The organism is Tabrizicola sp. (assembly GCF_030694085.1).
GTDB lineage: Bacteria > Pseudomonadota > Alphaproteobacteria > Rhodobacterales > Rhodobacteraceae > Tabrizicola.
In genome coordinates, this window is record NZ_JAUXZE010000046.1 from 15,301 (window position 1) to 39,664 (window position 24,364).

Annotated in this window: 23 protein-coding genes; 16 read left to right on the forward strand and 7 right to left on the reverse strand. The window is 65.3% G+C overall.

The features are described 5' to 3' along the window. Positions 1 to 20: 20 nt before the first annotated feature. The 15 genes from Q8M85_RS11320 to Q8M85_RS11390 all read left to right on the forward strand — a co-directional run bounded on the left by Q8M85_RS11320 (position 21) and on the right by Q8M85_RS11390 (position 15,046). A complete protein-coding gene (locus tag Q8M85_RS11320; RefSeq protein ID WP_305544362.1) occupies positions 21 to 1,190 on the forward strand; it encodes an MFS transporter in 1,170 nt (389 codons plus the stop codon). Between the two features lie 90 nt (positions 1,191 to 1,280). After that, positions 1,281 to 2,303 carry an aspartate-semialdehyde dehydrogenase gene (locus Q8M85_RS11325; protein ID WP_305544365.1) on the forward strand — a complete coding sequence of 341 codons (1,023 nt, stop codon included), beginning with the start codon at positions 1,281 to 1,283 and terminating at the stop codon, positions 2,301 to 2,303. Positions 2,304 to 2,339: 36 nt separating this feature from the next. Beyond that, positions 2,340 to 2,774, forward strand: coding sequence for a hypothetical protein (locus tag Q8M85_RS11330; RefSeq protein WP_305544367.1), 435 nt, complete (start codon positions 2,340 to 2,342; stop codon positions 2,772 to 2,774). A gap of 58 nt (positions 2,775 to 2,832) precedes the next feature. Then, positions 2,833 to 3,657 (forward strand): aldo/keto reductase, encoded by an 825-nt coding sequence (locus Q8M85_RS11335; protein ID WP_305544370.1) that lies wholly within the window; start codon positions 2,833 to 2,835, stop codon positions 3,655 to 3,657. Between the two features lie 98 nt (positions 3,658 to 3,755). Further along, the gene (locus Q8M85_RS11340; RefSeq protein ID WP_305544372.1) at positions 3,756 to 5,387 is read left to right on the forward strand and encodes a DUF4139 domain-containing protein; all 1,632 of its coding nucleotides are present in this window, start codon (positions 3,756 to 3,758) and stop codon (positions 5,385 to 5,387) included. A 212-nt stretch (positions 5,388 to 5,599) separates the two neighbouring features. After that, the gene (locus tag Q8M85_RS11345; protein WP_371135235.1) at positions 5,600 to 6,001 is read left to right on the forward strand and encodes a MerR family DNA-binding transcriptional regulator; all 402 of its coding nucleotides are present in this window, start codon (positions 5,600 to 5,602) and stop codon (positions 5,999 to 6,001) included. 41 nt (positions 6,002 to 6,042) lie between these two features. Next, positions 6,043 to 7,815, forward strand: a complete 1,773-nt coding sequence (locus Q8M85_RS11350) for an acyl-CoA dehydrogenase C-terminal domain-containing protein (protein ID WP_305544375.1) — start codon at positions 6,043 to 6,045, stop codon at positions 7,813 to 7,815. A gap of 53 nt (positions 7,816 to 7,868) precedes the next feature. Continuing rightward, positions 7,869 to 8,498, forward strand: a complete 630-nt coding sequence (locus Q8M85_RS11355; RefSeq protein ID WP_305544758.1) for a glutathione S-transferase family protein — start codon at positions 7,869 to 7,871, stop codon at positions 8,496 to 8,498. A gap of 9 nt (positions 8,499 to 8,507) precedes the next feature. Then, a complete protein-coding gene (locus tag Q8M85_RS11360; protein ID WP_305544378.1) occupies positions 8,508 to 9,719 on the forward strand; it encodes an acetyl-CoA C-acetyltransferase in 1,212 nt (403 codons plus the stop codon). Positions 9,720 to 9,877: 158 nt separating this feature from the next. Further along, positions 9,878 to 10,303 carry a hypothetical protein gene (locus tag Q8M85_RS11365; protein WP_305544381.1) on the forward strand — a complete coding sequence of 142 codons (426 nt, stop codon included), beginning with the start codon at positions 9,878 to 9,880 and terminating at the stop codon, positions 10,301 to 10,303. A gap of 48 nt (positions 10,304 to 10,351) precedes the next feature. Further along, positions 10,352 to 10,822 carry a cupin domain-containing protein gene (locus tag Q8M85_RS11370; protein WP_305544384.1) on the forward strand — a complete coding sequence of 157 codons (471 nt, stop codon included), beginning with the start codon at positions 10,352 to 10,354 and terminating at the stop codon, positions 10,820 to 10,822. After that, the gene (locus Q8M85_RS11375) at positions 10,819 to 11,277 is read left to right on the forward strand and encodes a hypothetical protein (protein ID WP_305544387.1); all 459 of its coding nucleotides are present in this window, start codon (positions 10,819 to 10,821) and stop codon (positions 11,275 to 11,277) included. The genes Q8M85_RS11370 and Q8M85_RS11375 overlap by 4 nt, the downstream gene beginning before the upstream one ends. Further along, positions 11,274 to 12,254, forward strand: a complete 981-nt coding sequence (locus tag Q8M85_RS11380) for a cupin domain-containing protein (RefSeq protein WP_305544390.1) — start codon at positions 11,274 to 11,276, stop codon at positions 12,252 to 12,254. Before Q8M85_RS11375 ends, Q8M85_RS11380 begins: the two co-directional genes overlap by 4 nt. Positions 12,255 to 12,409: 155 nt before the next feature. Further along, complete coding sequence (locus Q8M85_RS11385; RefSeq protein ID WP_305544393.1) at positions 12,410 to 12,856, forward strand: hypothetical protein; 447 nt, start codon at positions 12,410 to 12,412, stop codon at positions 12,854 to 12,856. Next, positions 12,857 to 15,046: a 3-hydroxyacyl-CoA dehydrogenase NAD-binding domain-containing protein gene (locus Q8M85_RS11390; RefSeq protein ID WP_305544396.1), complete on the forward strand. Its 2,190-nt coding sequence runs from the start codon at positions 12,857 to 12,859 to the stop codon at positions 15,044 to 15,046. Positions 15,047 to 15,185: 139 nt separating this feature from the next. On the opposite strand, the gene Q8M85_RS11395 is transcribed toward Q8M85_RS11390, so the two are convergent. The 5 genes from Q8M85_RS11395 to trpS form a co-directional block, all read right to left on the reverse strand. Next, positions 15,186 to 16,145, reverse strand: a complete 960-nt coding sequence (locus Q8M85_RS11395; protein ID WP_305544399.1) for a D-glycerate dehydrogenase — start codon at positions 16,143 to 16,145, stop codon at positions 15,186 to 15,188. Next, positions 16,142 to 16,477 (reverse strand): tRNA-binding protein, encoded by a 336-nt coding sequence (locus tag Q8M85_RS11400; protein WP_305544402.1) that lies wholly within the window; start codon positions 16,475 to 16,477, stop codon positions 16,142 to 16,144. The genes Q8M85_RS11395 and Q8M85_RS11400 overlap by 4 nt, the downstream gene beginning before the upstream one ends. After that, a complete protein-coding gene (proC, locus tag Q8M85_RS11405) occupies positions 16,474 to 17,286 on the reverse strand; it encodes a pyrroline-5-carboxylate reductase (RefSeq protein ID WP_305544405.1) in 813 nt (270 codons plus the stop codon). The genes Q8M85_RS11400 and proC overlap by 4 nt, the downstream gene beginning before the upstream one ends. Before the next feature lie 28 nt (positions 17,287 to 17,314). Next, positions 17,315 to 17,818: a YbjN domain-containing protein gene (locus Q8M85_RS11410; RefSeq protein WP_305544408.1), complete on the reverse strand. Its 504-nt coding sequence runs from the start codon at positions 17,816 to 17,818 to the stop codon at positions 17,315 to 17,317. Between the two features lie 418 nt (positions 17,819 to 18,236). Beyond that, positions 18,237 to 19,289: a tryptophan--tRNA ligase gene (trpS, locus tag Q8M85_RS11415; protein WP_305544411.1), complete on the reverse strand. Its 1,053-nt coding sequence runs from the start codon at positions 19,287 to 19,289 to the stop codon at positions 18,237 to 18,239. Between the two features lie 89 nt (positions 19,290 to 19,378). On the opposite strand from trpS, the gene Q8M85_RS11420 reads away from it, so the two are divergent. Further along, positions 19,379 to 20,065: a rhomboid family intramembrane serine protease gene (locus tag Q8M85_RS11420; protein WP_305544414.1), complete on the forward strand. Its 687-nt coding sequence runs from the start codon at positions 19,379 to 19,381 to the stop codon at positions 20,063 to 20,065. On the opposite strand, the gene murJ is transcribed toward Q8M85_RS11420, so the two are convergent. Both murJ and Q8M85_RS11430 read right to left on the reverse strand, forming a co-directional pair. Then, the gene (gene murJ, locus Q8M85_RS11425; RefSeq protein WP_305544417.1) at positions 20,056 to 21,597 is read right to left on the reverse strand and encodes a murein biosynthesis integral membrane protein MurJ; all 1,542 of its coding nucleotides are present in this window, start codon (positions 21,595 to 21,597) and stop codon (positions 20,056 to 20,058) included. The genes Q8M85_RS11420 and murJ overlap by 10 nt on opposite strands. Further along, a complete protein-coding gene (locus Q8M85_RS11430; RefSeq protein ID WP_371135236.1) occupies positions 21,594 to 24,362 on the reverse strand; it encodes a [protein-PII] uridylyltransferase in 2,769 nt (922 codons plus the stop codon). The genes murJ and Q8M85_RS11430 overlap by 4 nt, the downstream gene beginning before the upstream one ends. Between the last annotated feature and the right edge of the window lie 2 nt (positions 24,363 to 24,364).

Genomic DNA, 24,364 nt, shown 5'->3' on the forward strand with positions numbered 1-24,364 from the left:
AAAACTCGGGAAGTCCTTTCGTGAAAGTCGGTATCGCAGCCCTCGTCCTGGCCTATTTGCTAAGCCAGTTCTACCGCGCCTTCCTGGCAGTGATGAGCCCGGTCCTGACCAAGGACCTGGGCGTCACGGCGGCCGAACTGGCTTCGGCTTCGGGCTGGTGGTTCCTGGCCTTTGCCGCCATGCAGATCCCCATCGGGGCCTGGCTGGACAAGGTGGGGCCGCGGCTGACGACAGGAGTCCTGCTGGCGCTGGGGGCTGTGGGGGCCGTCCTGTTCAGCCAGGCCACGGGGGCCTTGCAGATCAAGCTGGCGATGGCGCTGATCGGCGTGGGCTGCGCGCCGGTGCTGATGGCAAGCTACTTCATCTTCGCGCGCCAGTTCTCGCCCGCCGCTTTCGGCACGCTGGCGGCACTGACGCTGGGGGTGGGCACGCTGGGCAATGTGGCGTCCTCGCTGCCGCTGTCCTGGGCCGTCACCGCCTTTGGCTGGCGCGAGACGGTGCTGGGCATTGCCGCAATCACCGGAGCGGTGGCGCTGGCGATCCTTCTTCTGGTGCGGGATCCCGAGCGGCTGGAGGGGGCGCGGTCGGGGTCGCTTCTGGAACTGCTGAAGATGCCGGTCCTTTGGCCGATCCTGATCATGATGATGGTCTGCTATGCCCCGATCGCGGGGCTGCGGGGGTTGTGGATCGGTCCGTACTTCGCGGACGTCCACGGCGCGGACCAGCTGGGGATCGGCGAGATCAGCCTTTGGATGGGGCTGGCGATGGTTGCGGGCAACTTCGCCTACGGGCCGCTTGACCGATGGCTCGGGCGGCGCAAGCTGGTGGTGGTCATCGGGAACGCGGTGACGCTGGCGTGCCTCTTCGGTCTGTGGTGGTTCGCGGCGGCCCCCTCGGCGGTGGCGACGGCGCTGCTGATCGCGGCCGGGTTCTTCGGCGCAAGCTTTCCCATCGTGCTGGCACATGGCCGGGCCTTCGTGCCGCCGCACCTGATGGGCCGCGGGGTGACGCTGCTGAACCTGTTCGGCATTGCGCCCATCGGCATCGCCCAGATCATCACCGGACGCCTTCATGCCGGGACGCCGCCGACTCCACCCGCCGCGCCGTATGAGGCCGTGTTCCTGTTCTTCGCCGTTGCCACCGCCATCGGCCTGGCCGTCTATCTTCTGTCACAGGATCGGCCGCACTGACGCCCTTCCCGTCGAATCCGCTTCCCCCCGCGCGGACCATGCGCTAACAGCCGCCCGTCCCACCTTTGGGACGATCAAAGGAGAACCCCGATGGGCTACAAGGTCGTCGTCGCGGGTGCCACGGGCAACGTGGGCCGCGAAATGCTGAACATCCTCGCCGAGCGCGAGTTCCCCGTGGACGAGATCGTGGCGCTGGCGTCGCGCAAATCCTTGGGCACTGAAGTCAGCTTTGGCGACAAGACCTTGAAAACCAAGGACCTGGACACCTTCGATTTCACCGGCTGGGACATCGCGCTCTTTGCCGTGGGGTCGGACGCGACGAAGATCTATGCGCCCAAGGCCGCCGCGGCGGGCTGCGTGGTGATCGATAACTCCAGCCTTTACCGCTACGACCCGGACGTTCCGCTGATCGTGCCAGAGGTGAACGCCGAGGCGATCCATGGCTACGCCAAGAAGAACATCATCGCGAACCCCAACTGCTCGACCGCGCAGATGGTCGTGGCGCTGAAGCCCCTGCATGACCGCGCCCGGATCAAGCGCGTCGTGGTCGCGACCTACCAGTCCGTCTCGGGTGCCGGGAAGGAAGGGATGGACGAGCTCTGGAACCAGACCAAGTCGATCTACAACCCGGTCGACGACGTTCCGGCCAAGAAGTTCCAGAAGCAGATCGCCTTCAACGTGATCCCGCAGATCGACGTGTTCCTGGACTCGGGCGAGACCAAGGAAGAATGGAAGATGGTGGCCGAGACGAAGAAGATCCTGGACCCCAAGATCAAGGTCACCGCGACCTGTGTGCGGGTGCCGGTCTTCGTCGGCCACTCCGAGGCGATCAACATCGAGTTCGAGGATTTCCTGGATTGGCAGGAGGCCCAGGACATCCTGCGCGAGGCCCCCGGTATCATGCTGATCGACAAGCGGGAACCCGGTGGCTACATCACGCCGATCGAATGTGTGGGCGAATATGCGACCTACGTCAGCCGCGTGCGGCAGGACAGCACCATCGACAACGGACTGTCGCTTTGGTGCGTGTCCGACAACCTGCGCAAGGGTGCCGCGCTGAACGCGGTGCAGATCGCCGAGCTTCTGGGGTCCAAGGTCCTGAAGAAGGGCTAAGGGTTCCTTAACCCTGATCGGAGAGGGTCTTGGCCTATGGCCGAGACCCTTTTTCAATGTGATGACCTGTTGTGGCGGCGGTTCGTGACGCTTTGCAAGGCGCGGGACGAAACGCCGGGCGCTGTGCTGCGCGATCTCGTCCGCCTCGAAGTCCAGCGCAGCGAGCGACGCACAGCGAGGAGTGCCGAAGGCATCGACGAGCGGCTCCTCGTGCGCCTTCGGCTTCTCGTCGCTGAGGCGCTGGCGAGTTCGGAAAGCTGGGGGCAGTTGCAAAGAGCGCTTGGAGAACGCGGGTTGAAGTTCGTGCCCTCCGGCGGCGGGCTTGTCCTTGCCGACTTCGCCACCGGCGAAACCCTTGCCAAGTCGAGCCAGGTCGGCCCACCCTACATGGCGCTGGTCCGGCAGTTCGGCACCGGCTTTCCGGGCCACCCTCAGCCAGGGATTGCCGCCCAGGCGCTGTCCCGCGCCTGACCCTCTTGCACCCGCCTGTCACACGGGCTTTCCTGTCCCCCCTGACAGGAGCCCGCCGATGACCACGATGCTTTCCCTGAATGACGGCCACCAGATCCCGCAGCTTGGCTTCGGCCTGTGGCAGGTCCCTGCGGCCAGCACGGCCGAAACCACGGCCAGCGCCTTGCGCATGGGCTACCGACTGGTCGATGGCGCGGCGATCTACGGCAATGAGGAGGGTCAGGGCGAGGGTGTCCGGCAGTCCGGCCTGCCGCGCGACCAGGTATTTGTCACAACGAAGGTCTGGAACAGCGAGCAGGGCTTTGACCGTGCCCTACTCGCGACGGAAGCAAGCCTGAAGCGGCTGGGCCTGGACCACGTCGACCTTCTGTTGATCCACTGGCCCTGCCCGGCCAAGGACCTTTACCTAGACACCTGGCGTGCCCTGATCCGGCTGCGGGAAGACGGGCGTGCGCTATCCATCGGCGTGTCGAACTTCCAGGAGCCGCATCTTCAGCGGATCATCGGCGAGACCGGCGTCACCCCTGTCGTCAACCAGGTCGAGATCAACCCGCGCCTCCAGCAGCCGACATTGCGGGCGTTCCATGATCAGCATGGGATCGTCACGCAAAGCTGGACGCCGTTGGGCCAGGGCCGCAGCTTCGACGCCGCCCCGGTGCGGGCCGCCGCGCTCCGCTCCGGCAAGTCCCCCGCACAGGTGATCCTGCGCTGGCACATCCAGATCGGCGCATCGGTCATTCCCCGGTCCACCCGTGAGGCGGGGCTACGCGAGAACCTGGATATCTTCGACTTCACGCTGAACGACGCCGAAATGGCCGCCATCGCCGCGTTGGACGAAGGCGCGCGGTGCGGCCCCGACCCTGCGCAGTTCAACATGGCTTGACGCGCGCCCGGGCGATATCCTTGGGACGGGTTTCCCGGCCTTGCCGCGCCCGTGACCAAGGGCCTACCGTCCCGGCACCCAACCGAAAGGCCCCGCCGATGCGCGCCCTGCTTGCCGTCCTGCTTGCCTCCACCGCTTTGCCGGCCTTTGCCGACACCCTGCCCGCCACCAGCCGGATCACCGCAGTGACCGTCTACCCGGACGGCGCAAGGCTGACGCGGGAGGTGACCTTCACCGCCCCCTCTGCCGGAAGCCACGAGCTTCTGGTTACCGACCTGCCCCATGACAGCGCCCCCGGCCTGATCCGCCTTGCCGCGTCCGACGGCTTGCAACTTGGCGCGTTCAACCTGCGCGCCGATCGGCTTCCGCCGCGCGAGGACCCGCTGACCGAAGCGCAGCAGTCGGCCAAGGCGGAGGTCGAGGCCGCCCAAGTCGCCGCCGACACCGCACAGCTGGCGCTGGAGGCGATCACCGCAAAGGTCGAAGCCGCAGAGGCTCAGGTGCGGTTCCTGTCGTCGTTCACCGGGGCGCTGCCGGACGGGGCGACACCCGACACGATCAAGGCGATGGCCGCAATGATCGGGGCCGAAACTCTGGCCGCCCGCCAGTCCGCCCTTGCCGCCAAGGCCGAACTGCCGCCTGCACAAAAGGCCGTGACCGAAGCGCAAGAGGTTCTGGCGAAGGCGCAGGCGGCCTACGACACGCTGCCGTCGGCTGACATGGACTATACCGCGCTGTCCGTGGCGGTGACTGCGGCCGGGGCTGGCGAGGCCACGGTGACAATCACCCAATACGTCGGCAACGCCCGCTGGCAGCCGGTCTATGACCTGAACCTGACGCGGGTCGGTGGCGCCAAGCTGACTCTCGACCGCGCGGTCCTGGTGACGCAATTCACCGGCGAGGATTGGGATGGCGTCGCGCTGACCCTGTCCTCTTCGCGCCCCAGCGAACAGTCCGCGCCCTCGCTGCTTTGGCCGGAACTGCGGTCCATCGGGCCGGAGGTGGGTGCCGAAGAACTTTCCCGCAAAGCCTATGGCTCCGACAGCGCGCTGTACGAGTCTGCCCCGGCCCCAGAGGCCGCCGCCGCTCCGATCACGGCTGCAATGACCTATGAAGGCGACACGGTCGTTTACCAGTATCCCGAGCCGGTCACCGTCGCGACGGGGGCCGAGGACCTGCGCTTGGCGCTGGATAGTCTGGACTTCGCGCCGGTGGTGGAAGCGGTGGCGGTTCCACGACTGGATGACACCGCTTTCGTCATGGCCAGCTTCACCAACGCAAGTGGCGAACCACTGCTTCCCGGTCAGGTCATGCTGTTTCGGGAAGGGGTCCTTGTCGGATCGACCTGGCTTGACGTGATCGCGCCGGGCGCCGAGACCGACCTGGGCTTCGGAGCCATCGAGACGCTGCGGGTCAAGCGCGAAATGCCGAAGCGGGAGGGGGGCGAGACCGGGATCTTCACCAGCGCCAACCGGCAGTCGGAAAGCGCGGTGATCACGGTCGAGAACACCGGAGCCGAAGCCTGGCCGGTCCGCCTTCTGGACCAGGTGCCCTACAGCGAGCAGGACGATCTGGAGATCGACGTGACCGCCAGCCCCGCCCCGGTGGAAACCGACGTTGAAGGCCAGCGCGGCATCCTGGCCTGGGAGTTCGATCTGACCGCCGGAGGCAAGCAGACGATCACGCTGGAACATGTGCTGACCTGGCCCGAGGGCATGGTTCTGCAGTGATCCACCGTCTCTGAAACCGCAAGGGCCGGGCCGTCAAAGCCCGGCCCCTTGCCGTGGCGTCACCCGCTAAAGTTGCCCTCCGCCGACTGACTTCACGTCAGGTGGAATTCTGACGTGACGTCACAGTGACGTTAACGTCAACTGCTCTGGTATTCATCGGGTGGGGTTCGCATCTGCCGGCCATGATGTTTTCCCTGACGACGAGCTTGATGATGAAATCCGATATTCCAACTGATGTGCTGACGATCCGCCAGATGTGCGATGCCTTTGATGTCACCCCGCGCACCCTGCGGTTCTATGAGGCCAAGGAGCTGTTGACCCCGATCCGCATGGGGACGCGGCGGCTTTTTACCCGGCGTGACCGGGCGCGGCTGGCGCTGATCATGCGCGGCAAGCGCTTCGGCTTCAGTCTGGAGGATATCCGGCAGACGCTGGACCTCTACGACCGGGACGGCGGCCTGACGGCGCAGCGCCAGAAGGCCTGTGAGCTGGCCTTGAAGCGGTTGGCGGAAATGGAGGCCCAGCGCGCCGAACTGGAACTGGCGATCGCCGAGTTGAAGGCAGAGCTGAAGGACGCCGAAGCCAAGGGACTGGTGCCCAACCGCGCGGCCTGAAACACACGTGCCCATCCGGGCGAAAGAGGGAAGAGGACAAGATGCCCAGCTACACCGCCCCCGTGAAGGACATGCAGTTCGTGCTGCATGACGTTCTGAAGGTCTCGGACGCCGACATACCCGGCTATGCGGACCTGGACAGAAGCTTTACCGAAGCGGTGCTGGACGAGGCGGCGAAGGTCGCGCAGGACATCCTTACCCCACTGAACATTGTCGGCGACGTCGAGGGCTGCGTGCTGGAGAACGGCGTGGTTCGGACGCCCAAGGGCTTCAAGCAGGCCTTCGATACCTTGCGCGAAGGCGGCTGGATGTCGCTGGACGCGGCACCGGAGTATGGCGGGCAGGGGCTGCCCTACCTGATGCACACGGCGGTCAACGAGACCTTCGTTTCGGCCAACATGGCCTTCAACATGTACCAGGGCCTGACCCACGGGGCCTATTCGGCGATCAAGGTGCATGGGACGGACGAGCAGAAGACGAAGTGGCTGCCGAAGATGGTCAGCTGTGAGTGGACCGGCACCATGAACCTGACCGAGCCGCATTGCGGCACCGATCTGGGGATGATGCGGACCAAGGCCGAACCGCAGGCGGACGGGTCATACAAGATCACCGGGCAGAAGATCTTCATCTCGGCCGGCGATCACGACATGGCGTCGAACATCGTCCATCTGGTCCTGGCCAAGGCTCCCGGCGGTGGCGAGGGGACGAAGGGGATCAGCCTTTTCATCGTGCCGAAGTTCCTGGTGAACGAGGACGGCTCCCTGGGCGACCGCAACGCCGTCTCTGTCGGCAAGGTCGAAGAGAAGATGGGCATCCACGGCAATGCCACCTGCGTGATGAACTACGACGGGGCGACGGGCTGGCTTTTGGGCGAGTTGCACAAGGGCATGAAGGCCATGTTCACGATGATGAACGAGGCCCGGCTTGGCGTGGCGTTGCAGGGATATGCGGTGGCGGAAGCGGCGTATCAGAACGCGCTGACGTACGCGAAGGACCGGCTGCAGGGCCGCGACGTGACCGGGGTGAAGAACCCGGGCGGCCCGGCGGACCCGCTGATCGTCCACCCCGACATCCGCCGCAACCTGATGGAGCAGAAAAGCTTCCTGGAAGGCGCGCGCGCCTGGGCCTACTGGGGTGCCACGCTGATCGACCGGGCGCATACGGGCGACATGGCGGCGGACGGGCTGATCGGGCTGATGACTCCCGTCCTGAAGGGCTTCCTGACCGACAAGGGCTTCGAGATGGCGGTGCAGGCCCAGCAGGTCTATGGCGGGCACGGCTATATCGAGGAATGGGGCATGTCCCAGTTCGCCCGCGACGCCCGGATCGCCATGATCTACGAAGGCGCCAACGGCGTGCAGGCGTTGGACCTGGTGGGCCGCAAGCTGGCTACCGACGGCGGCAAGCACGTGATGGCGTTCTTTGATCTGGTGAAGGCCGAGTGCAAGGCACATGAGGGCGACGACCGGATGAAGGGCTTCGTCGAGCCGCTGAAAGCCGCGTCGAAGGCACTGCAGCAGGCGGGGATGTACTTCATGCAGAACGGGATGAAGAACCCCAATGCAGCACTCGCCGGGTCCTATGATTTCATGCACATGATGGGCCATGTCTGCCTGGGTCTGATGTGGACCAAGATGGCCACGGCCGCCTACACGGCGCTGGATGCGGGGGCCGAGGACCGCGATTTCTACGAGGCCAAGATCGCCACGGGCCGCTTCTACATGGCCCGCCAGCTTCCCGCCTGCGCGATGCACCTGGCCCGGATCGAGACGGGCGCCGAACCCGTCATGGCGTTGGCCGCCGAGGCGTTCTAGGCTTCTGCCCGAGGGGCGGGCCACAAGGCCCGTCCGACACCTCACGGGAGAGACTGGCCATGAAGCTTTATTCCTTCGGCGAAAGCGGTAACGCCTACAAATGCGCCTTGGCGCTGGAGATGGCCGACCTGGACTGGGAGCCGGTCTTCGTCGATTTCTTCAAGGGCGAGGCCCGGTCGCCGGAGTTCAAGGCGATCAACGAGATGGGAGAGGTCCCGGTGCTGGTCGACGGCGACACCACGCTGACCCAGTCGGGGGTGATCCTGGACTACATCAGCTCCAAGACTGGCAAGCTTGGCGGCCGGTCCGCCGCCGAACGCCGCGAGGTGCTGCGCTGGATGTTCTGGGACAACCACAAGCTTTCCACCGCCATCGGCACCACCCGTTTCCTGATGAACTTCCTGCCTCCCGAAAAGCGCCCCGAAGGCGTTATCCCTTTCATGCAGGGCCGCCTGAAAGCCGCCTACACTGTGCTGAACGACCACCTGGCCAACCGCAACTGGGTCGCCGGAGAGGCCGCCACCATCGCGGACCTGAGCTGCTGCGGCTACCTTTACTACCCCGAGCCCTACGGCTTCACCCGCGCCGAATGGCCCCACATCGACCGCTGGCTGGACCGCATCGCCGCCCTGCCCGGCTGGAAACATCCCTACGACCTGCTGACGCGGGCCTACCCCGCATAGGAGACGACCATGACCGACGCCTTCATCTACGACGCCGTCCGCAGCCCCCGCGGCAAGGGCCGGGCCGATGGTGCCCTCCATGAGCTGACCTCGGTCGCGCTGTCGGCACGCGTGCTGAACGCGGTGAAGGAGCGGAACGGGCTGGAAGGCCACGCGGTCGAGGATGTGATCTGGGGCAACGTCACCCAGGTCGGCGAGCAGGGTGGGTGTCTGGCGCGGTCGGCCGTTCTGGCCTCGGACCTTGACGAGCGCATCCCGGGCCTTGCGATCAACCGGTTCTGCGCCAGCGGAATGGAGGCGGTGAACCTGGCGGCGAACCAGGTGAAGGGCGGCGCGGGCCAGGCCTATATCGCCGGCGGGGTCGAGATGATGGGCCGCGTCGCGATGGGCAGCGACGGGGCGGCGATTGCCGTCGATCCGACACTGGCGATGAAGACCTACTTCGTGCCCCAGGGCATCAGCGCCGACATCATCGCCACGGAATTCGGCTTCACCCGTGACCAGGCGGACGCGCTGGCGGTGGAATCCCAGCGCCGCGCCGCGCAGGCCTGGGCGGAAGGGCGGTTCGAGAAGTCGGTGCTGGTGATCAAGGACCAGAACGGCCTGCCGATCCTGGCGACCGACGAATACATGCGCCCCGGCACCGACATGCAGACGCTGGGCGCGCTCCGGCCCGCCTTCAAGGAGATGGGCGAGGCCATGCCCGGCTTCGACAAGGTTGCGATGATGAAGTACCCGCACCTGGAGCGGATCAATCACATCCACCACGCCGGAAACTCGTCAGGCATCGTGGACGGGGCCGCCGCAGTGCTGATCGGCAACGCCGAGTTCGGGAAAGCCCACGGCCTGAAACCCCGCGCCCGCATCCGGGCCACGGCGAAGATCGGGACCGATCCGACGATCATGCTGACCGGCCCGGTGCCCGCGACGCAGAAGATCCTGAAGGACAGCGGGTTGCAGATCGGCGACATCGACCTTTTCGAGGTGAACGAGGCCTTCGCATCCGTCGTCCTGCGTTTCCAGCAGGCCTTCGACGTGGACCCGGCGCTGGTGAACGTCAATGGCGGTTCCATCGCGATGGGCCACCCGCTTGGCGCCACGGGCGCGATCATCATCGGCACCCTGCTGGACGAGTTGGAGCGTCAGGACAAGGAACTGGGCCTGGCGACGCTGTGCATTGCCTCTGGCATGGGTGCCGCCACCATCATCGAGCGGGTCTGAAATCATGCGCGGCGGTAGACGCAGGCAGGACATGCGCTGGCTGCAAGGCCGCCATGATGTCGCTGATGCACCATCTGATGTCGCAATCCTACGTCGCGCCTTGGGTGATTCTCCCAAAGTGATTGCTTCTTCGGATTGTATCGAAAGGCATTCAGGCCATGTATTCAAACATCGCGGCCGAGCTGCGTTTGCGCGGCGACCTGCTGCTTCAAGGGCAGATCGACGCTCTCTTGGACAGCTACATCTTCCCGCTTCCGGTTTACCTGCCCGAACAGCGGATGCTGTTGTCCGGCCCCGAGGAGGCCCGCGTTGTCTTCAGCCTTCTGCGCCACTGGCTTCTGCGCAGCGGCGTCACCTCGATTCAACCGCAGGTCCTGGCGGTCGAGCTGCCCCGTGCCGGACGCTTTCGGATGTGGGTCGACTGGCACGAGCGGATCATGCCCTCGGGCGAGACGCGGACCTGTTCAGCGATCTACTACTGTCGCGCAACGGACCTTGGCCCGCGCATCGAGATGGTCAACTATACGCGCCTGTCGATGCCCGAACTGCACCAGGAGTTCGAGGCACTCGCGCTGTCCGCCTAGGCCCGGGCACTTCCGGGTCGGGCGATAGCCCAACCGCAGGAGGACGCGATGCCCGTGATTGACCGCGCCAAGGTCCCGGTGAAGACCGGATCAATCTACCCCGAGCCTTACGCCAGCATGATGAAGGGGCGTTCGTCCCTGCGGCTGGGCGATGCGGGCGGGCTGACCCAGTTCGGGGCGAACCTTGTAAGCCTGGAACCCGGCGCGCTGTCCAGCCTTCGGCATTGGCACCAGAACGAAGACGAGTTCGTCATGGTGACCGAAGGCGAATGTACCTTGGTGCAGGACGCGGGCGAGACGGTGATGCGCGCAGGCGACTGCGCGGCCTTTCCGGCAGGCAGCCCGGACGGGCACCACTTCGTCAACCGCTCTGACCGGGTGGCCCGGTTTCTGGTCGTGGGCACCAAGGCCCCGCGTGAGGTGGCGACCTATTCCGATGTTGACCTGCGGGTCGAGATGGAGGCCGGCCGCGCCCGCTTTACCTACAAGGACGGCAGCGACTGGGCGGGGCCGCGATGAACCCACTGGAAATTTACCAGACCGCGCTGAACGTGGTCTCGGACGCTGTGCTGGTTGGGAACTTCGACCGCTACGCAGCGATGATCGACCTGCCCTATCTGGTGCACACCGAGACAGCCCGTCTGCTTGTCACCCGGCGCGAGGACTTGCGCCCGACCTTCGACGCACTGCACGAAACCCTGCGTACCCAGGGCGTCACGCATTACGAACGCGTTGCCAGAGCCGCCGACTACGTAGACCGCGGCCGGATCGAGGGCTGGCACCACACGCATCTGATCGCCTCGGGCGAACGGTTGAACTATCCTCACGTCTCACGTCACACCCTGGTGCTGCGGGACGGGGACTGGCGGTTCTCCGAGGCGCATTACGCCATCAAGGTGGACCGCTGGCCCGTCACGCGCGAAGTCCTGGAAGCGCAGTTCGGTGTGGCCGTGCGCGCGGCGGATGACGCATGATCGTCGATCCCTCCACCACGCCCACCAGCGGCGAGAAGGGTCTGCACACGCTGCACCTGTCCCAGGCGGGTGGGCTGACGCAGTTCGGAGCCTTTCTTGATACGCTGGACCCCGGTGCCTGGTCCAGCCAGCGCCACTGGCACTCGGCCGAGGATGAGTTCCTGTATCTGCTGTCGGGAACCGCCACCTTGCGCGACGATCAGGGCCTGACGGACCTTTTCCCCGGCGATGCCTGCTGCTGGCCACATGGGAAGCCGGACGGCCACCATCTGACCAACCGCGGCGATGTGCCTGCGCGCTGGCTGATCGTCGGCTCGCGCTGCACGGGCGACGTCTGCACCTATCCCGACGACGGACGGCGCCAGATCAACGACAACACCACCTGGCGGATCGAAACCGCTGATGGCCGTGTGCTGAAGTCAGGCGACCTGCCGACCGAGCTTCTGAACCTATCCGCGCCCTGGGGCCGCCCTTGGGACGGCACGCCACGCCCGACGGTGATCCGCGCGGGATCGGTTGCCGGGGAAGGCGGATCGGGCAGCTACCCAGCGCCCTATGCGGAGATCGGCGACTACCTCGCCCATCCCCTGTCCGACGCCGGAGGCCTGACCCAGTTCGGGGCCTTCACCGAAATCCTGATGCCCGGCGCGCGGTCCAGCCAGCGGCACTGGCATTCGGACGAAGACGAGTTTCTGTATACGCTCGACGGCATCGTGACCCTGCACGACAACGACGGCCCGCGCGATCTGCCGCCCGGAACCTGTGTCTGCTGGCCCGCCGGGGTTGCGAACGCGCATTGCCTGGAAAACCGCACGGCCTTGCCCGTGACCTACTTCGTCGCTGGCTCCCGCCTGCCCGAAGACGAGGTCAGCTATCCCGACATCGACCTGCATTACACCCGCCGCAACGGGTTGCGCAGCCAGACCCGAAAGGATGGCACCCTTTACCCCGGCTGGCCGCGCGAGGTGAACAGATGACACCGTGCGAAACTTTTTTGCTCAACCATAGGAATATGTGCGGAACCAATTCCTCCGTCGTGGGTTGCAGGTTTCGGGGGGATTTGCCACCTCGTCAATCGCGTCCTCTCCAGCTTTGGGGTGGTCGCCGACCCGAACGCAAAGGACACGCCGGAATGCGCGCAAGCACGATCCTTCAAGCCTACCTGGACGAAATGGCCAAGGCCGTGATGAACGAATGGTTCGAGGACTATGCCGCGCGCATCCAGCTGCCACTGAACCTCCTGACCTCGTCGGCCAATATCACCGTCGTCACCCGTGCCGATCTTGAGGACGGGTTCGACGAATTCGTCGCCATGATCCGCAGCCAGGGCGTTACCCACATGGATCGGACGGTTCAGGCTGCGATCTTTCAGGGCAACGACCATATCGTCGGGGTCTACGAGACCCACCTGATGGCGGGCGAAAAGCTGGCGCTGCCCGTCTTCCATTCGAAGATGTGGATCGGCTGCTACGACGGTCGCTGGAAGGCGATCAAGATCCACAACACCACCAACGAAGCGCGCTGGCCGATGCTGCTGACGCGGCTTTCCCCCGAACTGTGGCTATCCGAGGAGCCTTAGATGACCGACTTCACCATGACCACCGACGCCGAGGGCGTCGCCACCATCACCTGGGACGTCGCATCAAAGTCGATGAACGTCATGTCGACCGAGGCGTTCATGACGTTGAGCGGCCTCATCGATCAGGCGCTGGCGGACGGGGCGGTGAAGGGCGTCATCATCACCAGCGGAAAGAAGGATTTTGCCGGGGGGATGGACCTGAATGTCATCGCCCGGATGCGGGCCGGGGGGGCGGGGGCGATCTTTGACGGCGTGATGCAGATGCATCAGGTCCTGCGCAAGATCGAACGCGCGGGGATGGACCCCAAGACGCTGAAAGGCGGCAAACCGATCGTTGCAGCCCTGCCGGGGACGGCGCTGGGGATCGGGCTGGAACTGCCGCTGGCCTGCCACCGGATCATTGCCGCCGACAATCCCAAGGCAAGGATCGGCCTTCCCGAGATCATGGTCGGCATCTTCCCCGGCGCGGGCGGCACCACCCGCCTGGCGCGCAAACTGGGCGCGATGATGGCGGCGCCCTTCCTTTTGGAAGGCAAACTCTCGGACCCCAAAGCCGCGAAAGCCGCGGGTCTGATCGATGAGGTCGTGGCGCCCGAGGACTTGCTCAAGCGCGCGAAGGAATGGGTTCTGTCGGCCACCGATGTCGACCTCGTCAAACCCTGGGACGCCAAGGGCTACAAGATGCCCGGAGGCGCGCCCTATCATCCGGCGGGGTTCATGACCTTTGTCGGCGCAAGCGCGATGGTCCACGGCAAGACGATGGGCGTCTATCCGGCCGCCAAGGCGCTGTTGGCGGCGGTTTATGAGGGTGCGCTGGTCCCCTTCGACATCGCGCTGAAGATCGAGGCGCGGCACTTCACGTCCGTTCTGATGAACCCCTCTTCCGCCGCGATGATCCGCAGCCTCTTCATCAACAAGGAGGCGCTGGAAAAGGGCGCGAACCGGCCGAAGGTCGAAGATATGGCGGTGCGCAAGCTTGGCGTCATCGGCGCGGGCATGATGGGCGCTGGCATCGCCTATGTCGCGGCCAATGCCGGGATCGACGTCGTGCTGATCGACGCGGCGCAAGAGGCGGCGGATCGGGGCAAGGCCCATTCCGAAGCGATCCTCGACAAGGGGATGAAGCGCGGCAAGGTGACGGCCGAGAAGAAGGCCGAGGTGCTGGGTCGCATCACCGCGACCACCGGTTATGCCGCGCTGGCGGGGGCCGACCTGATCGTCGAAGCCGTCTTCGAGGACCCGAAGATCAAGGCCGAGGTCACCGCCAAGGTCGAGGCCGTGGTGGGCGAGGGCTGCATCTATGCCACCAACACCTCCACCCTGCCGATCACCGGCCTTGCGGCGGCGTCCAAGCGGCCCGAGCAGTTCATCGGCATCCATTTCTTCAGCCCCGTCGACAAGATGATGCTGGTGGAAATCATCCGGGGGGGAAAGACCGGCGACGCCGCCGTCGCCAAGGCGCTGGATTTCGTGCGCCAGATCCGCAAGACCCCCATCGTCGTCAACGACGCGCGGTTCTTCTATGCCAACCGCTGCATCATTCCCTACATCAACGAAGGCATCCGCATGGTCGCCGAAGGTGTGGAACCCGCGCTGGTGGAAAACGCGGCCAAGCTGGTCGGGATGCCGCTTGGCCCGCTGCAACTGGTCGATGAAACCTCGATCGACCTTGGGGTGAAGATCGCCAAGGCGACCAAGGCCGCGATGGGCAAGGACTACCCCGATGAGGCGGTGGACCATGTGCTGTTCTGGATGGCCGACCAGGGCCGGCTGGGAAAGAAGTCCGGTGCCGGCTTCTACGCCTATTCCGACAAGGGTGAGCGTCTAGGCCTGTGGGACGGGCTAGGGCACAAGTATCCGCTGGACAAGATGCAGCCCTCGCTGTCCGACGTGCAGCACCGGCTGCTCTTTGCGCAGGTGCTGGAGGCCGTCCGCGCGCTGGAAGAGGGCGTCCTGACCGACATCCGCGAGGGCGACGTCGGCGCGATCCTGGGCTGGGGCTTCGCGCCCTGGTCGGGTGGGCCGTTCAGCTGGCTCGACATGATCGGCGCCGCCCGCGCGGTCGAGATCTGCCGGGGCCTGACGGCGCAGTTCGGGCCGCGCTTCCATGCCCCGGCTCTGCTGCGCGAGATGGCCGAGACGGGGCAGACGTTCTATGGCCGGTTCGCGGGCGAAAAGGCCGCGGCCTGATGTGCAAGCGTAGGGTGGGCAATATTGCCCACCCTACCCCATCGACAAAGGTTAACAGGTTTCCGGCCATACGCGCGTATGTATGGTTTCCATACGCAATCCAGACCAAGGCCAGACGCGGTCGTCGGACCCCTGCCCCTTATGGATTAACCAGGTTCGGCGGTGCCTTCCCCTCGGTCCAGGCGATCAGGTTCGCGACCGCCATCATCCCCATGGCCTCGCGCACTTCCAGGCAGGCGGTGCCCAGATGCGGCAAGAGCGTGACGTTTTCCAGCGCCATCAGCGCCGCCGGGACCTGCGGTTCGAACTCGTAGACATCCAGCCCCGCCCCCGCGATCTGCCCTGCCTGCAGGGCGTTGATCAGCGCCGTCTCATCCACCACATCGCCCCGGCTGATATTCACGAAGATGCCTGATTTCTTCATCATTCCCAGGACCTTGGCATCAATCAGGTGATATGTGGCCTTGCCCCCCGGCACCGCCACCACCACGAAATCCGCCGCCATCGCCTCGGCCATCTCGACCTGCCGAGCGGGCAGCCCCGGGTCCTCGACCTTCGAGCGGTTGTAGAACACCACTTCCATGTCGAACCCGTAGTGGCACCGCTTGGCAATCGCCTTGCCGATCCGGCCGAAGCCAATGATTCCAAGACGTTTTCCGGTGACATGGGTGCCCAGCATCTGAACCGGCCCCCAGCCTTCCCAGCCGCCCGCCCTGAGGATGCGCTCGCCTTCACCGAGGCGGCGGGCGGTCATCAGGATCAAGCTCAGCGAAATGTCGGCAGTCGCATCGGTCACCGCGCCGGGCGTGTTGGACACAGCAATCCCGGCGGCCTTCGCGGCCTCGGCGTCGATGTGGTTGTAACCCACCCCGAAGTTGGCAAGGATCTTCGCGCGAGGGCTGGGAACGTCAGCGAAAACATCGGCTTGGAAGCGGTCGCCCAGGGTCGGAAGCACGGCGTCATGGTCACGCAGCGCGGCCCGAAGTTCGTCCCCTGACAGCACTTCGGTCCGGTCCCGCAGGGTCACGTCGAACCGCTCTCGCGCGGCGTCAAGCACAGGGTCGGGCAAGCGGCGGGTGATCAGAAGTTTCGGTTTCAAAAGAGTTTTCCTCCCAGGGGAACGTCATGTCCGGGTCCGATCAAAACCACCGCGCCCTCGTCGTCCGGCAGGCCCAGGACCAGCACCTCGGACAGGACCGGGCCGATCTGGCGGGGCGGGAAGTTGACGACGGCCAGCACCTGCCGCCCGACCAGTTCGTCCAGCGTATAATGCTTGGTGATCTGCGCCGACGAGCGTTTCTCGCCAATCCCGGGCCCGAAATCGACCCAGAGCTTGTAGGCCGGTTTCCGCGCCTCGGGGAAGGGTTCGACCCGGGTGATGCGGCCGACGCGGATGTCGACCTTCTCGAAGTCGGCGTAGGTGATGGTCATTTCCCAAGCTCCCGGCCCCGGTCGGCAGCGGCCTTAACGGCCCGCTGCAAAAGCGCCGGAAAACCCGCGTCCGGGTCCATCAGAACGCCCAACGCGGCGGCAGTGGTCCCTCCGGGAGAGGTCACGTTGATCCGCAACTGTGTCGCGGTATCAGAGCTTTGGAAGGCAAGCTCTCCGGCCCCGCAGACCGTCGCGCGGGCCAGTTGCATGGCAACATCCGCCGGAAGCCCTTCGGCCTCGCCTGCGGCGGCCAGCGTCTCGATCAGGTGGAAGACATAGGCCGGACCCGAGCCGGAGACCGCAGTCACTGCGTCGATCTGGTCTTCGCCCGACAGGTCAACCACCTGCCCCACGGCGGCCATCAGCTCGCGGGCCAGAGCATAGTCGGCGTCCGAGACATGGGCATTGCGGCACAGGGCGGTGATCCCGCGGCCCACCATCGCAGGGGTGTTCGGCATGGTGCGGACTATGGGGGTGCGGGTGCCCAACGCCTCCTCGAAGGAGTCGATCCTGGTGCCTGCCGCGATGGAGACAAAGAGGGTCGATCCGTTCCCCAAAGCCTGCAAGGACGGTAGCGCGGCGCCCATCATCTGCGGCTTCACCGCCAGCAGCGCCACGGCGGGGGACTTCGGAACCCCTTGATTCAGATGGACCCCGCTGACCTTCAGCCAGTCCGTCGGATTGGGCTCGATCACCCAGACCGAGCCAGCAGGCACCCCCGCTGCAAGCCAGCCGGTCAGCAAAGCGGTCCCCATCTTGCCGCAGCCAAGCAGCACCAGCCCTTCCCGGGCCACGCGTTCCAAGGTCATGAAACCCCCCAATCAAACCGGGGGAAGGTTAGGCGCGCCCGTAAGCCTCGGCAATGGCGACTTTCATCGCCTGTTCGGGCGACTGGTCGCCCCACATCGCCAGTTGGAAGGCCGGGTAGAACCGTTCCGACGCCATCACCGCCGCAGCGATCAGCCGGTCGATCTGTTCCGGCCCTGCAATTTGCCCACCCGAGAGGACAAGACCGTAGCGCCAGACCATCAGCTTTTGCTCGGCCCACCAGGTGAAGGCGCCGGTCCATACCATGTCGTTGCACCGGTTCAGCACGTCGTACAGCGCGTGGATCCTGTCGGCTGGAGGCTCCATCTCGAAGGTACAGATCAGGCGCAGCGTTTCGTCCTGCTCGCACCAGGCCAGCGTCAGCGAGTAGGTCCGCCATTGACCTTCGACCGCCATCGCGATCTGGTCATCGGTCACGCGGTCGAATTCCCAGGCGTGGTGTTCGGCCAGGGTCTCGACGATGTCGATGGGATGGAGGTCTTCCATCGACGCGTAGTCCTCGGAAAGCGACATTGCCCGGCCTCATAATGAAGCTTCAGGCGGGCCGCGACCCACAAGAAGCTGGGTGTCTGGCAAGGGTCTGCGTCTGCCCGACGATGCCCTTACTAGATATGGTGTGGCCAAAGCGGAAGCCTGTAAAGCGATTTCTTAAGAAAATAGCTGTGGAAAAGCCGTTTTAGTCATCGGGAGAGTCTGGAGAGTCAAGGACTTGGCGTTTGGCGATAGCGGCCCGGTCCCTCCCACACGTCAAGGCAGAAAAAAGCCCCTGTGCGGGGGCACAGGGGCATGTCGGGAATGGTCCAGGCCCTTCAGGGGCAGACTGGCCGGACCAGGCGATGGGGACAGATCGCATCTCCTAACGCCTTCATCCTAGGCAACCGATGAATCCGCAATGTGACAGGCCCTGCCCGGGGTTGCGGAAACCTGTGGATTACTTCCGCCTCGAGCGGATCATCCCGGTGATGTCGTAAACCTGTTCCAGGATCGGCCGGGCGAGGGCGTCGGCACGGTCGGCCCCGTCTGCAAGGATACGGTCGATCTCGGCCGGGTCGGCCATCAGGCGGTTCATCTCGGTCGTTATCGGCGAAAGCGACGCCACCGCCAGATCGGCCAGAGCGGGCTTGAAAGTGCCGAACTGAGCACCCGCAAAATCGCGGATGACCTGATCGACCGTGTGGCCGGACAGGGCCGCATAGATGTTGACCAGGTTCCGCGCCTCGGGCCGATCTTTCAGGCCCTCGACCGTTTCCGGCAGCGGCTCGGGGTCGGTCTTGGCCTTGCGGATCTTGGCGGCGATCATGTCGGCGTCGTCGGTCAGGTTGATCCGAGACTGGTCCGAGGGGTCGGACTTCGACATCTTCTTCGTGCCATCGCGCAAGCTCATGACGCGGGTCGCCGCGCCTTCGATCAGGGGCTCCACCACGGGGAAGAAGTTCACCCCGTAGTCGTTGTTGAACTTGATCGCGATGTCGCGGGTCAGCTCCAGGTGCTGTTTCTGATCCTCGCCCACCGGGACCATCGTGGCGTGGTAGGCCAGGATGTCGGCAGCCATCAGCGCGGGATAGGCATAAAGGCCCAGGGAGACGTTCTCGGAGTTCTTGCCGGCCTTGTCCTTGAACTGGGTCATGCGGCTCATCCAGCCCATGCGCGCGACGCAGTTGAAGATCCAGCCAAGCTCTGCGTGGGCGCTGACCTGGCTTTGGTTGAAGAGGATCGACCGCTTCGGGTCGATGCCCGCAGCAATGAAGGCGGCGGCACCTTCCCGGGTGGCATGGCGCAGCTTCGCGGGGTCCTGCCAGACCGTGATCGCGTGCATGTCGACCAGGCAGTAGATCGTCTCGATCCCCTCGTCCTGCTTCTCGACGAAGCGTTTCAAGGCGCCGAGGTAGTTGCCAAGCGTCAGCCCGCCCGAGGGCTGGATGCCCGAAAAGATGCGGGGCTTGAAGGGTGTCGGCGTTTGGACCGCCGAAGCCGGGGAGGACATGGGAAGGCTCCGTCTGGATAAAGCTGCCGAACCCGCGTAATCCAAGGGGCAACAGGCGTCAATCGCGCCAAGCAACTGGCAGGACAGGCATGGACACGGATCACAACGCACCGCCCTTGAACCCGCTGCCGCCGATCGTGTGGCTGCTGGCCCTGCCTCTGATCGCAATGGAAGTGGTGCTGACCCTGGCCGAACGTGGCCTGGTCGGGGGTCCGCAAGGAATAAGTTGGCGGTTGCAGGCAGTGGAGCGGTTCGGACTGTTCCCCGAACTGCTGAAGTATCAGTGGGAAACCGGCGGGCAGCCGCTGGGAGAACTGCACCGGCTGGTCAGCTACGTCCTTGTCCACGGCAGCTTCACCCATGCCCTTTTCGCCGTGGTGATGCTGCTGGCGCTGGGCAAGATGGTGGGCGAGGTCTTCCGATGGTGGGGGCTGGTGGTGGTCTTTCTTGGTTCAGCAGCGGTGGGCGCCGCGACCTACGGGCTGCTGGTCCCGGAGCGCGTCCAACTGATCGGCAGCTTTCCCGCGGTCTACGGGCTGATCGGGGCCTTCACCTTCCTGATCTGGACCAACCTGGCCCGGGTCGGCGCGAACAAGTTCCGGGCGTTCAGCCTGATCGGGGCGCTTCTCTTCGTGCAACTTGTATTCGGACTTGCCTTCGGGGCGGGCTGGGACTGGGTGGCCGACATCGCGGGCTTCGCGGCCGGGTTCCTGCTGTCCTTTGTCGTCGCACCGGGCGGGTTCCGTCGGGTTCTGGACCAGATGCGTCAGCGCTGACGGCGCAGGGCTTTCAGGTCGGACAGGCGGACTGCCTTGAGCCCGAAGGCAGCGATGGCATAGCTCGCCATGCCAAGGGTGATCAGCAGGACCAGAGCCAGAACGCGGTAGGCCCGGGCGTCGAGCATCGGTTGCAGGAGGCTCCATCCGCCCCACAGCGCCGCGCCCATCAGGGCCGAGGCCAGCACGATCCGCCAGAAGCGCGAGACAAAGCGGGCGTCGAAGCGGGTTTCCTGGCCCAGCCGCCGCGCGCCCCACCAAAGCTGGCCGACCATCACCCAGGCCGAAAGCGTCGTGGCCCAGGCGGCGGCGGAAAAGCCGATCCAGGGCATCAGGCCGAAGGCGAGGGCGGCGTTCAGGACCATCGACCAGACCGCATAGCGGAACGGGCTGCGTGTGTCCTCACGCGCGTAGAACAGGGGTTGCAGCGCCTTTTGCAGGACGAAGGCAGGCAGGCCGAGGCCATAGATCGCCAGCGCCAGCGCCGTCGCTGCCGTATCATCGGCCCCGAAGGCACCGCGCTGGTAAAGGACTTCGGTGATCGGCAGCGCGATGACCACCAGCGCCACGGCGGCCGGAAGGGTGAGGAGAAGCGCGAATTCGGTGCCCCGGTTGAAGGCCTCGCGTCCGCCCGCGCTGTCCCCGGCCTGCAGTCGGCGGGACAGTTCCGGCAGAAGGACGGTGCCGACGGCGATGGCGACGACGCCCAGCGGCAGTTGGTAAAGCCGGTCGGCGTAGACCAGCCACGAGATCGCGCCCTCGGTCCCCGATGCGACCTGGCGCGAGACGAGAAGGTTGATCTGCACAACCCCGCCAACCAAGAGTGCGGGGCCCATAGTGACCATCAGGCGGCGGAAGTCCGGCGTCAGGCGGGGCAGCCGCAAGCGGGGGATGAACCCGATGCGGCGCGCGGCGTAAAGGGTCCAGGCCAGCTGCGCAATGCCGGTGATCGGTGTGGTCCAGGCCAGCGTCAGGCCCATGTCCCAGCCGTAGTAATGCGCCAGCATCATCGCGATGATGAAGACGACGTTCATCAGGACGGGCACTGCCCCGGCCTCGGCGAAATGGCCGTGCGCGTTCAGGATGCCCGAGAGCAGCGCAAAGAGCGAGATGAAGCCGATGTAGACGAAAGTGATCCGGCCGAAGTCGACCGCCATGTCGAAGCGCCCGTCACCGACAAAGCCCGAGGCCATCGCCCAGACCAGAAGCGGCATGGCCAGCGTGCCAAGCAGCGTGAAGACCAGCAGGAAGGCGGTCAGCCCGGAAAAGGCGTTCTGCGCGAAACCCTCGGCATCTTCACCGGCCTCCAGCTTCTTGGAATACAGCGGCACGAAGGCCTGGTTGAACGCCCCTTCCGCAAAGAAGCGGCGGAACATGTTGGGCAGCGAAAACGCCACGTTGAACGCGTCCGCCACCGGCCCCGCACCCAGGTAGGCGGCCATCATCAGCTCGCGCACCAGACCCGCGCCGCGCGACACAAGTGTCCAGCCGCCCAGCGTCACGATGTTGCGGATCATGCCGCGAGAGCTCATGCGCTGGCCCTTTCGGCCCCTTCCGCGATGGCCTGCCGCAGCTTCTTCTCCAGCGCCTCTTGCCGGTGCTTCTGGTGCAGCTTCAGGCCGAACATGTCCTTGACGTAGAAGGTGTCGACGACCTGCGCGCCATAGGTCGCGATCACGGCGCTGGCGATGTAGATGTTGTTCGTGGCCAAGGTCCGGGTCAGGTCGAAAAGAAGGCCGGGACGGTCGCGGGTGTCGACCTCGATGATCGTGTAGATGTCGGACCCTTCGTTGTCGAACATGATATGGGTCGGAAAGCGGAACTCGCGCTCGCGCTTCTTGATCTTGTCGCGGTCCTTCAAGGCCTCGCGGGCCACGACCTCGCCCTTCAGCGTCTTGTCGATCATCTGACGCAGGCGCGGCAGGCGGGCGACCTCATACGGGTGGCCCTCGATGTCCTGCACCCAGAAGACCGCGGTGGCGTAGCCGTCCTTGGACGTATAGGTCCGCGCGTCCACCACGTTCGCCCCGACCAGTGCCAGCGCCCCCGCCAGCCGGCTGAAGATGCCGGGATGATCGGCAAGCGCAAAGCAGGCCCGGGTCGCGTCGCGGTCGGGATCTGGGTGCAGGTCGATGCGGATCTCGTTGTCGCCAAGGCCCTGGAGAAGCCGGGCAAAGACTTCATGCGTATCGGTAGACAGGCCCTGCCAATAGGGTGCGTAGTGGCGCGTCGTCTCATGGTCCAGCACCGCCGGGTCCCAGTTGGCCAGCCGTTCCGTCAAGGCGCGGGTCGCTTCTTCCTGCCGGTTCTCGCGGTTCAGGGTTTCAAGCCCGCCTTCCAGCGCCTCGGCGGTCTGCTTGTAAAGCTGCCGCAGGAGCATGGCTTTCCAGTTGTTCCAGGTCCCCGGCCCGACGCCCCGGATGTCGCAGACGGTCAGCACCGTCAGAAGGTCCAGCCGCTTGCGCGACTTTACCGCCTTGGCGAAGTCGCGCACCGTGCGCGGGTCGCCGATGTCGCGCTTTTGCGCCATGTCGGACATCAAGAGGTGATAGCGCACCAGCCATTCCACCGTCTCACATTCCTCGGCATCAAGGCCAAGGCGCGGCGCGACGCGCCGGGCGATCTGCGCGCCCAGGATGGAATGATCTTCGGGTCGGCCCTTGCCGATGTCGTGCAGGAGCAGAGCTACGTACAGCACGCGCCGGTTGACGCCTTCCTTGAGGATCGAGGACGACAGGGGCAGGTCCTCGACCAGCTCTTCTCGCTCGATCTGGGCCAGGCAGCTGATCGTCTGGATGATGTGCTCGTCCACCGTGTAGTGGTGATAGACGTTGAACTGCATCATCGCGACGATGGGTTCGAATTCCGGGATGAAGGCGGCAAGGACCCCCAGTTCGTTCATCCGGCGCAAGCTGCGTTCCGGGTTGCCGTGCTTGAGCAAGAGGTCCAGGAAGATCCGCTGCGCCTCTGGATCCTCACGCATCTCGTCATCGATCAGGTCCAGGTTCGCCGCGACGATCCGCATGACGTTGGGGTGAAGGAGGTACTTGGTCCGCAGCGCCTCCTCGAAGACGCGCAGCAGGTTCAGCTTGTCCGTCAGAAAATCCTTGGGGTCGACCACGTCGATCCGGCCCTGCACCAGCTTGTAGCCGGACTTGACCCGTTTGGTCAGCTTGAAGATGCCGAAAAGGCTGGCCTCGCGCTTGGCGTGGCGGGCTTCAAGCTCGGTCAGGAAGACCCGCGTCAGTTCGCCCACACGGGTTGCCAGGCGGAAGTAGTCCTGCATGAAATGCTCGACCGCGCGACGGCCGGCGGTGTCGCGATATCCCATCCGGGCCGCCACCTCGACCTGCAGGTCGAAGGTCAGAGAATCGGTCGGTCGGCCGGTGATGAAGTGCAGATGGCAACGGACAGCCCACAGGAAATCCTCGGCCCGGGCAAAGCTGTCGAACTCGTCGCGGCTGAGAAGCCCCGCGCCGACCAGCCCTTCGGCGGAGGGCACCCGGTGCAGGTACTTCCCGATCCAGTACAGCGTCTGAAGGTCGCGCAAGCCGCCCTTTCCCTCCTTGACGTTCGGCTCCAGCACGTAACGCTGACCGCCCTGCCGCTTGTGGCGCTCGGCCCGCTCGGCCAGCTTCGCCTCGATGAATTCGGGGCCGGAGTTCTTGAAGAGCTCGCCCCAAAGCTTGGCATCCAGTTCCTCGGCCAGCGGACGATGGCCGCAGATGAAGCGGTGTTCCAGAAGCGCGGTGCGGATCGTGATGTCCTCGCGCCCCAGACGGATGCAGTCCTTCACCGTGCGGCTGGAATGGCCGACCTTCAGCTTCAGGTCCCACAGCATGTAAAGCATCGTCTCGATGACGCTTTCGGCCCAGGGAGTGATCTTCCAGGGCGTCAGAAACAGAAGGTCCACGTCCGATTGCGGTGCCATTTCGGCCCGGCCATAGCCGCCGACGCCCAGAACGGCGATGCGCTCGGCCTCGGTGGGGTTGGCCAAAGGATGCAGGCGCATTGCGGCGGCCAGCGTCACCTGCACCAGAACGTCGGTCAGCGCCGCCTGGGCCGAGATCAGCGCCCTGGCCTCACGCGGGGCGGCGCGGAAATGAGCCTCGAACCCGGCGCTTGCGTCTGCCTTTGCAGCCTGCAACGCACTTACAGCCACGGCGCGGGCCGCCTTGGGGTCGGCAGCGCCACGCAAGCCGTCCAGCACGCGGGCTGTCAGCGCCTTGGCATCCGGCACCGGATAGGAGGTCCCGACCGCCAAGGGCGCAACCGGGGCCTCGGCGGCTGAGTCCACGA

Excerpts from the sequence above, each read along its gene's own strand:
- Q8M85_RS11325 (WP_305544365.1), top strand. The coding sequence starts at position 1,281 with ATGGGCTACAAGGTCGTCGTCGCGGGTGCCACGGGCAACGTGGGCCGC.
- Q8M85_RS11330 (WP_305544367.1), top strand. The coding sequence starts at position 2,340 with ATGGCCGAGACCCTTTTTCAATGTGATGACCTGTTGTGGCGGCGGTTC.
- Q8M85_RS11335 (WP_305544370.1), top strand. The coding sequence starts at position 2,833 with ATGACCACGATGCTTTCCCTGAATGACGGCCACCAGATCCCGCAGCTT.
- Q8M85_RS11340 (WP_305544372.1), top strand. The coding sequence starts at position 3,756 with ATGCGCGCCCTGCTTGCCGTCCTGCTTGCCTCCACCGCTTTGCCGGCC.
- Q8M85_RS11345 (WP_371135235.1), top strand. The coding sequence starts at position 5,600 with ATGAAATCCGATATTCCAACTGATGTGCTGACGATCCGCCAGATGTGC.
- Q8M85_RS11350 (WP_305544375.1), top strand. The coding sequence starts at position 6,043 with ATGCCCAGCTACACCGCCCCCGTGAAGGACATGCAGTTCGTGCTGCAT.
- Q8M85_RS11360 (WP_305544378.1), top strand. The coding sequence starts at position 8,508 with ATGACCGACGCCTTCATCTACGACGCCGTCCGCAGCCCCCGCGGCAAG.
- Q8M85_RS11365 (WP_305544381.1), top strand. The coding sequence starts at position 9,878 with ATGTATTCAAACATCGCGGCCGAGCTGCGTTTGCGCGGCGACCTGCTG.
- Q8M85_RS11370 (WP_305544384.1), top strand. The coding sequence starts at position 10,352 with ATGCCCGTGATTGACCGCGCCAAGGTCCCGGTGAAGACCGGATCAATC.
- Q8M85_RS11375 (WP_305544387.1), top strand. The coding sequence starts at position 10,819 with ATGAACCCACTGGAAATTTACCAGACCGCGCTGAACGTGGTCTCGGAC.
- Q8M85_RS11380 (WP_305544390.1), top strand. The coding sequence starts at position 11,274 with ATGATCGTCGATCCCTCCACCACGCCCACCAGCGGCGAGAAGGGTCTG.
- Q8M85_RS11385 (WP_305544393.1), top strand. The coding sequence starts at position 12,410 with ATGCGCGCAAGCACGATCCTTCAAGCCTACCTGGACGAAATGGCCAAG.
- Q8M85_RS11390 (WP_305544396.1), top strand. The coding sequence starts at position 12,857 with ATGACCGACTTCACCATGACCACCGACGCCGAGGGCGTCGCCACCATC.
- Q8M85_RS11400 (WP_305544402.1), bottom strand. The coding sequence starts at position 16,477 with ATGACCATCACCTACGCCGACTTCGAGAAGGTCGACATCCGCGTCGGC.
- proC (WP_305544405.1), bottom strand. The coding sequence starts at position 17,286 with ATGACCTTGGAACGCGTGGCCCGGGAAGGGCTGGTGCTGCTTGGCTGC.
- Q8M85_RS11410 (WP_305544408.1), bottom strand. The coding sequence starts at position 17,818 with ATGTCGCTTTCCGAGGACTACGCGTCGATGGAAGACCTCCATCCCATC.
- trpS (WP_305544411.1), bottom strand. The coding sequence starts at position 19,289 with ATGTCCTCCCCGGCTTCGGCGGTCCAAACGCCGACACCCTTCAAGCCC.
- Q8M85_RS11420 (WP_305544414.1), top strand. The coding sequence starts at position 19,379 with ATGGACACGGATCACAACGCACCGCCCTTGAACCCGCTGCCGCCGATC.
- murJ (WP_305544417.1), bottom strand. The coding sequence starts at position 21,597 with ATGAGCTCTCGCGGCATGATCCGCAACATCGTGACGCTGGGCGGCTGG.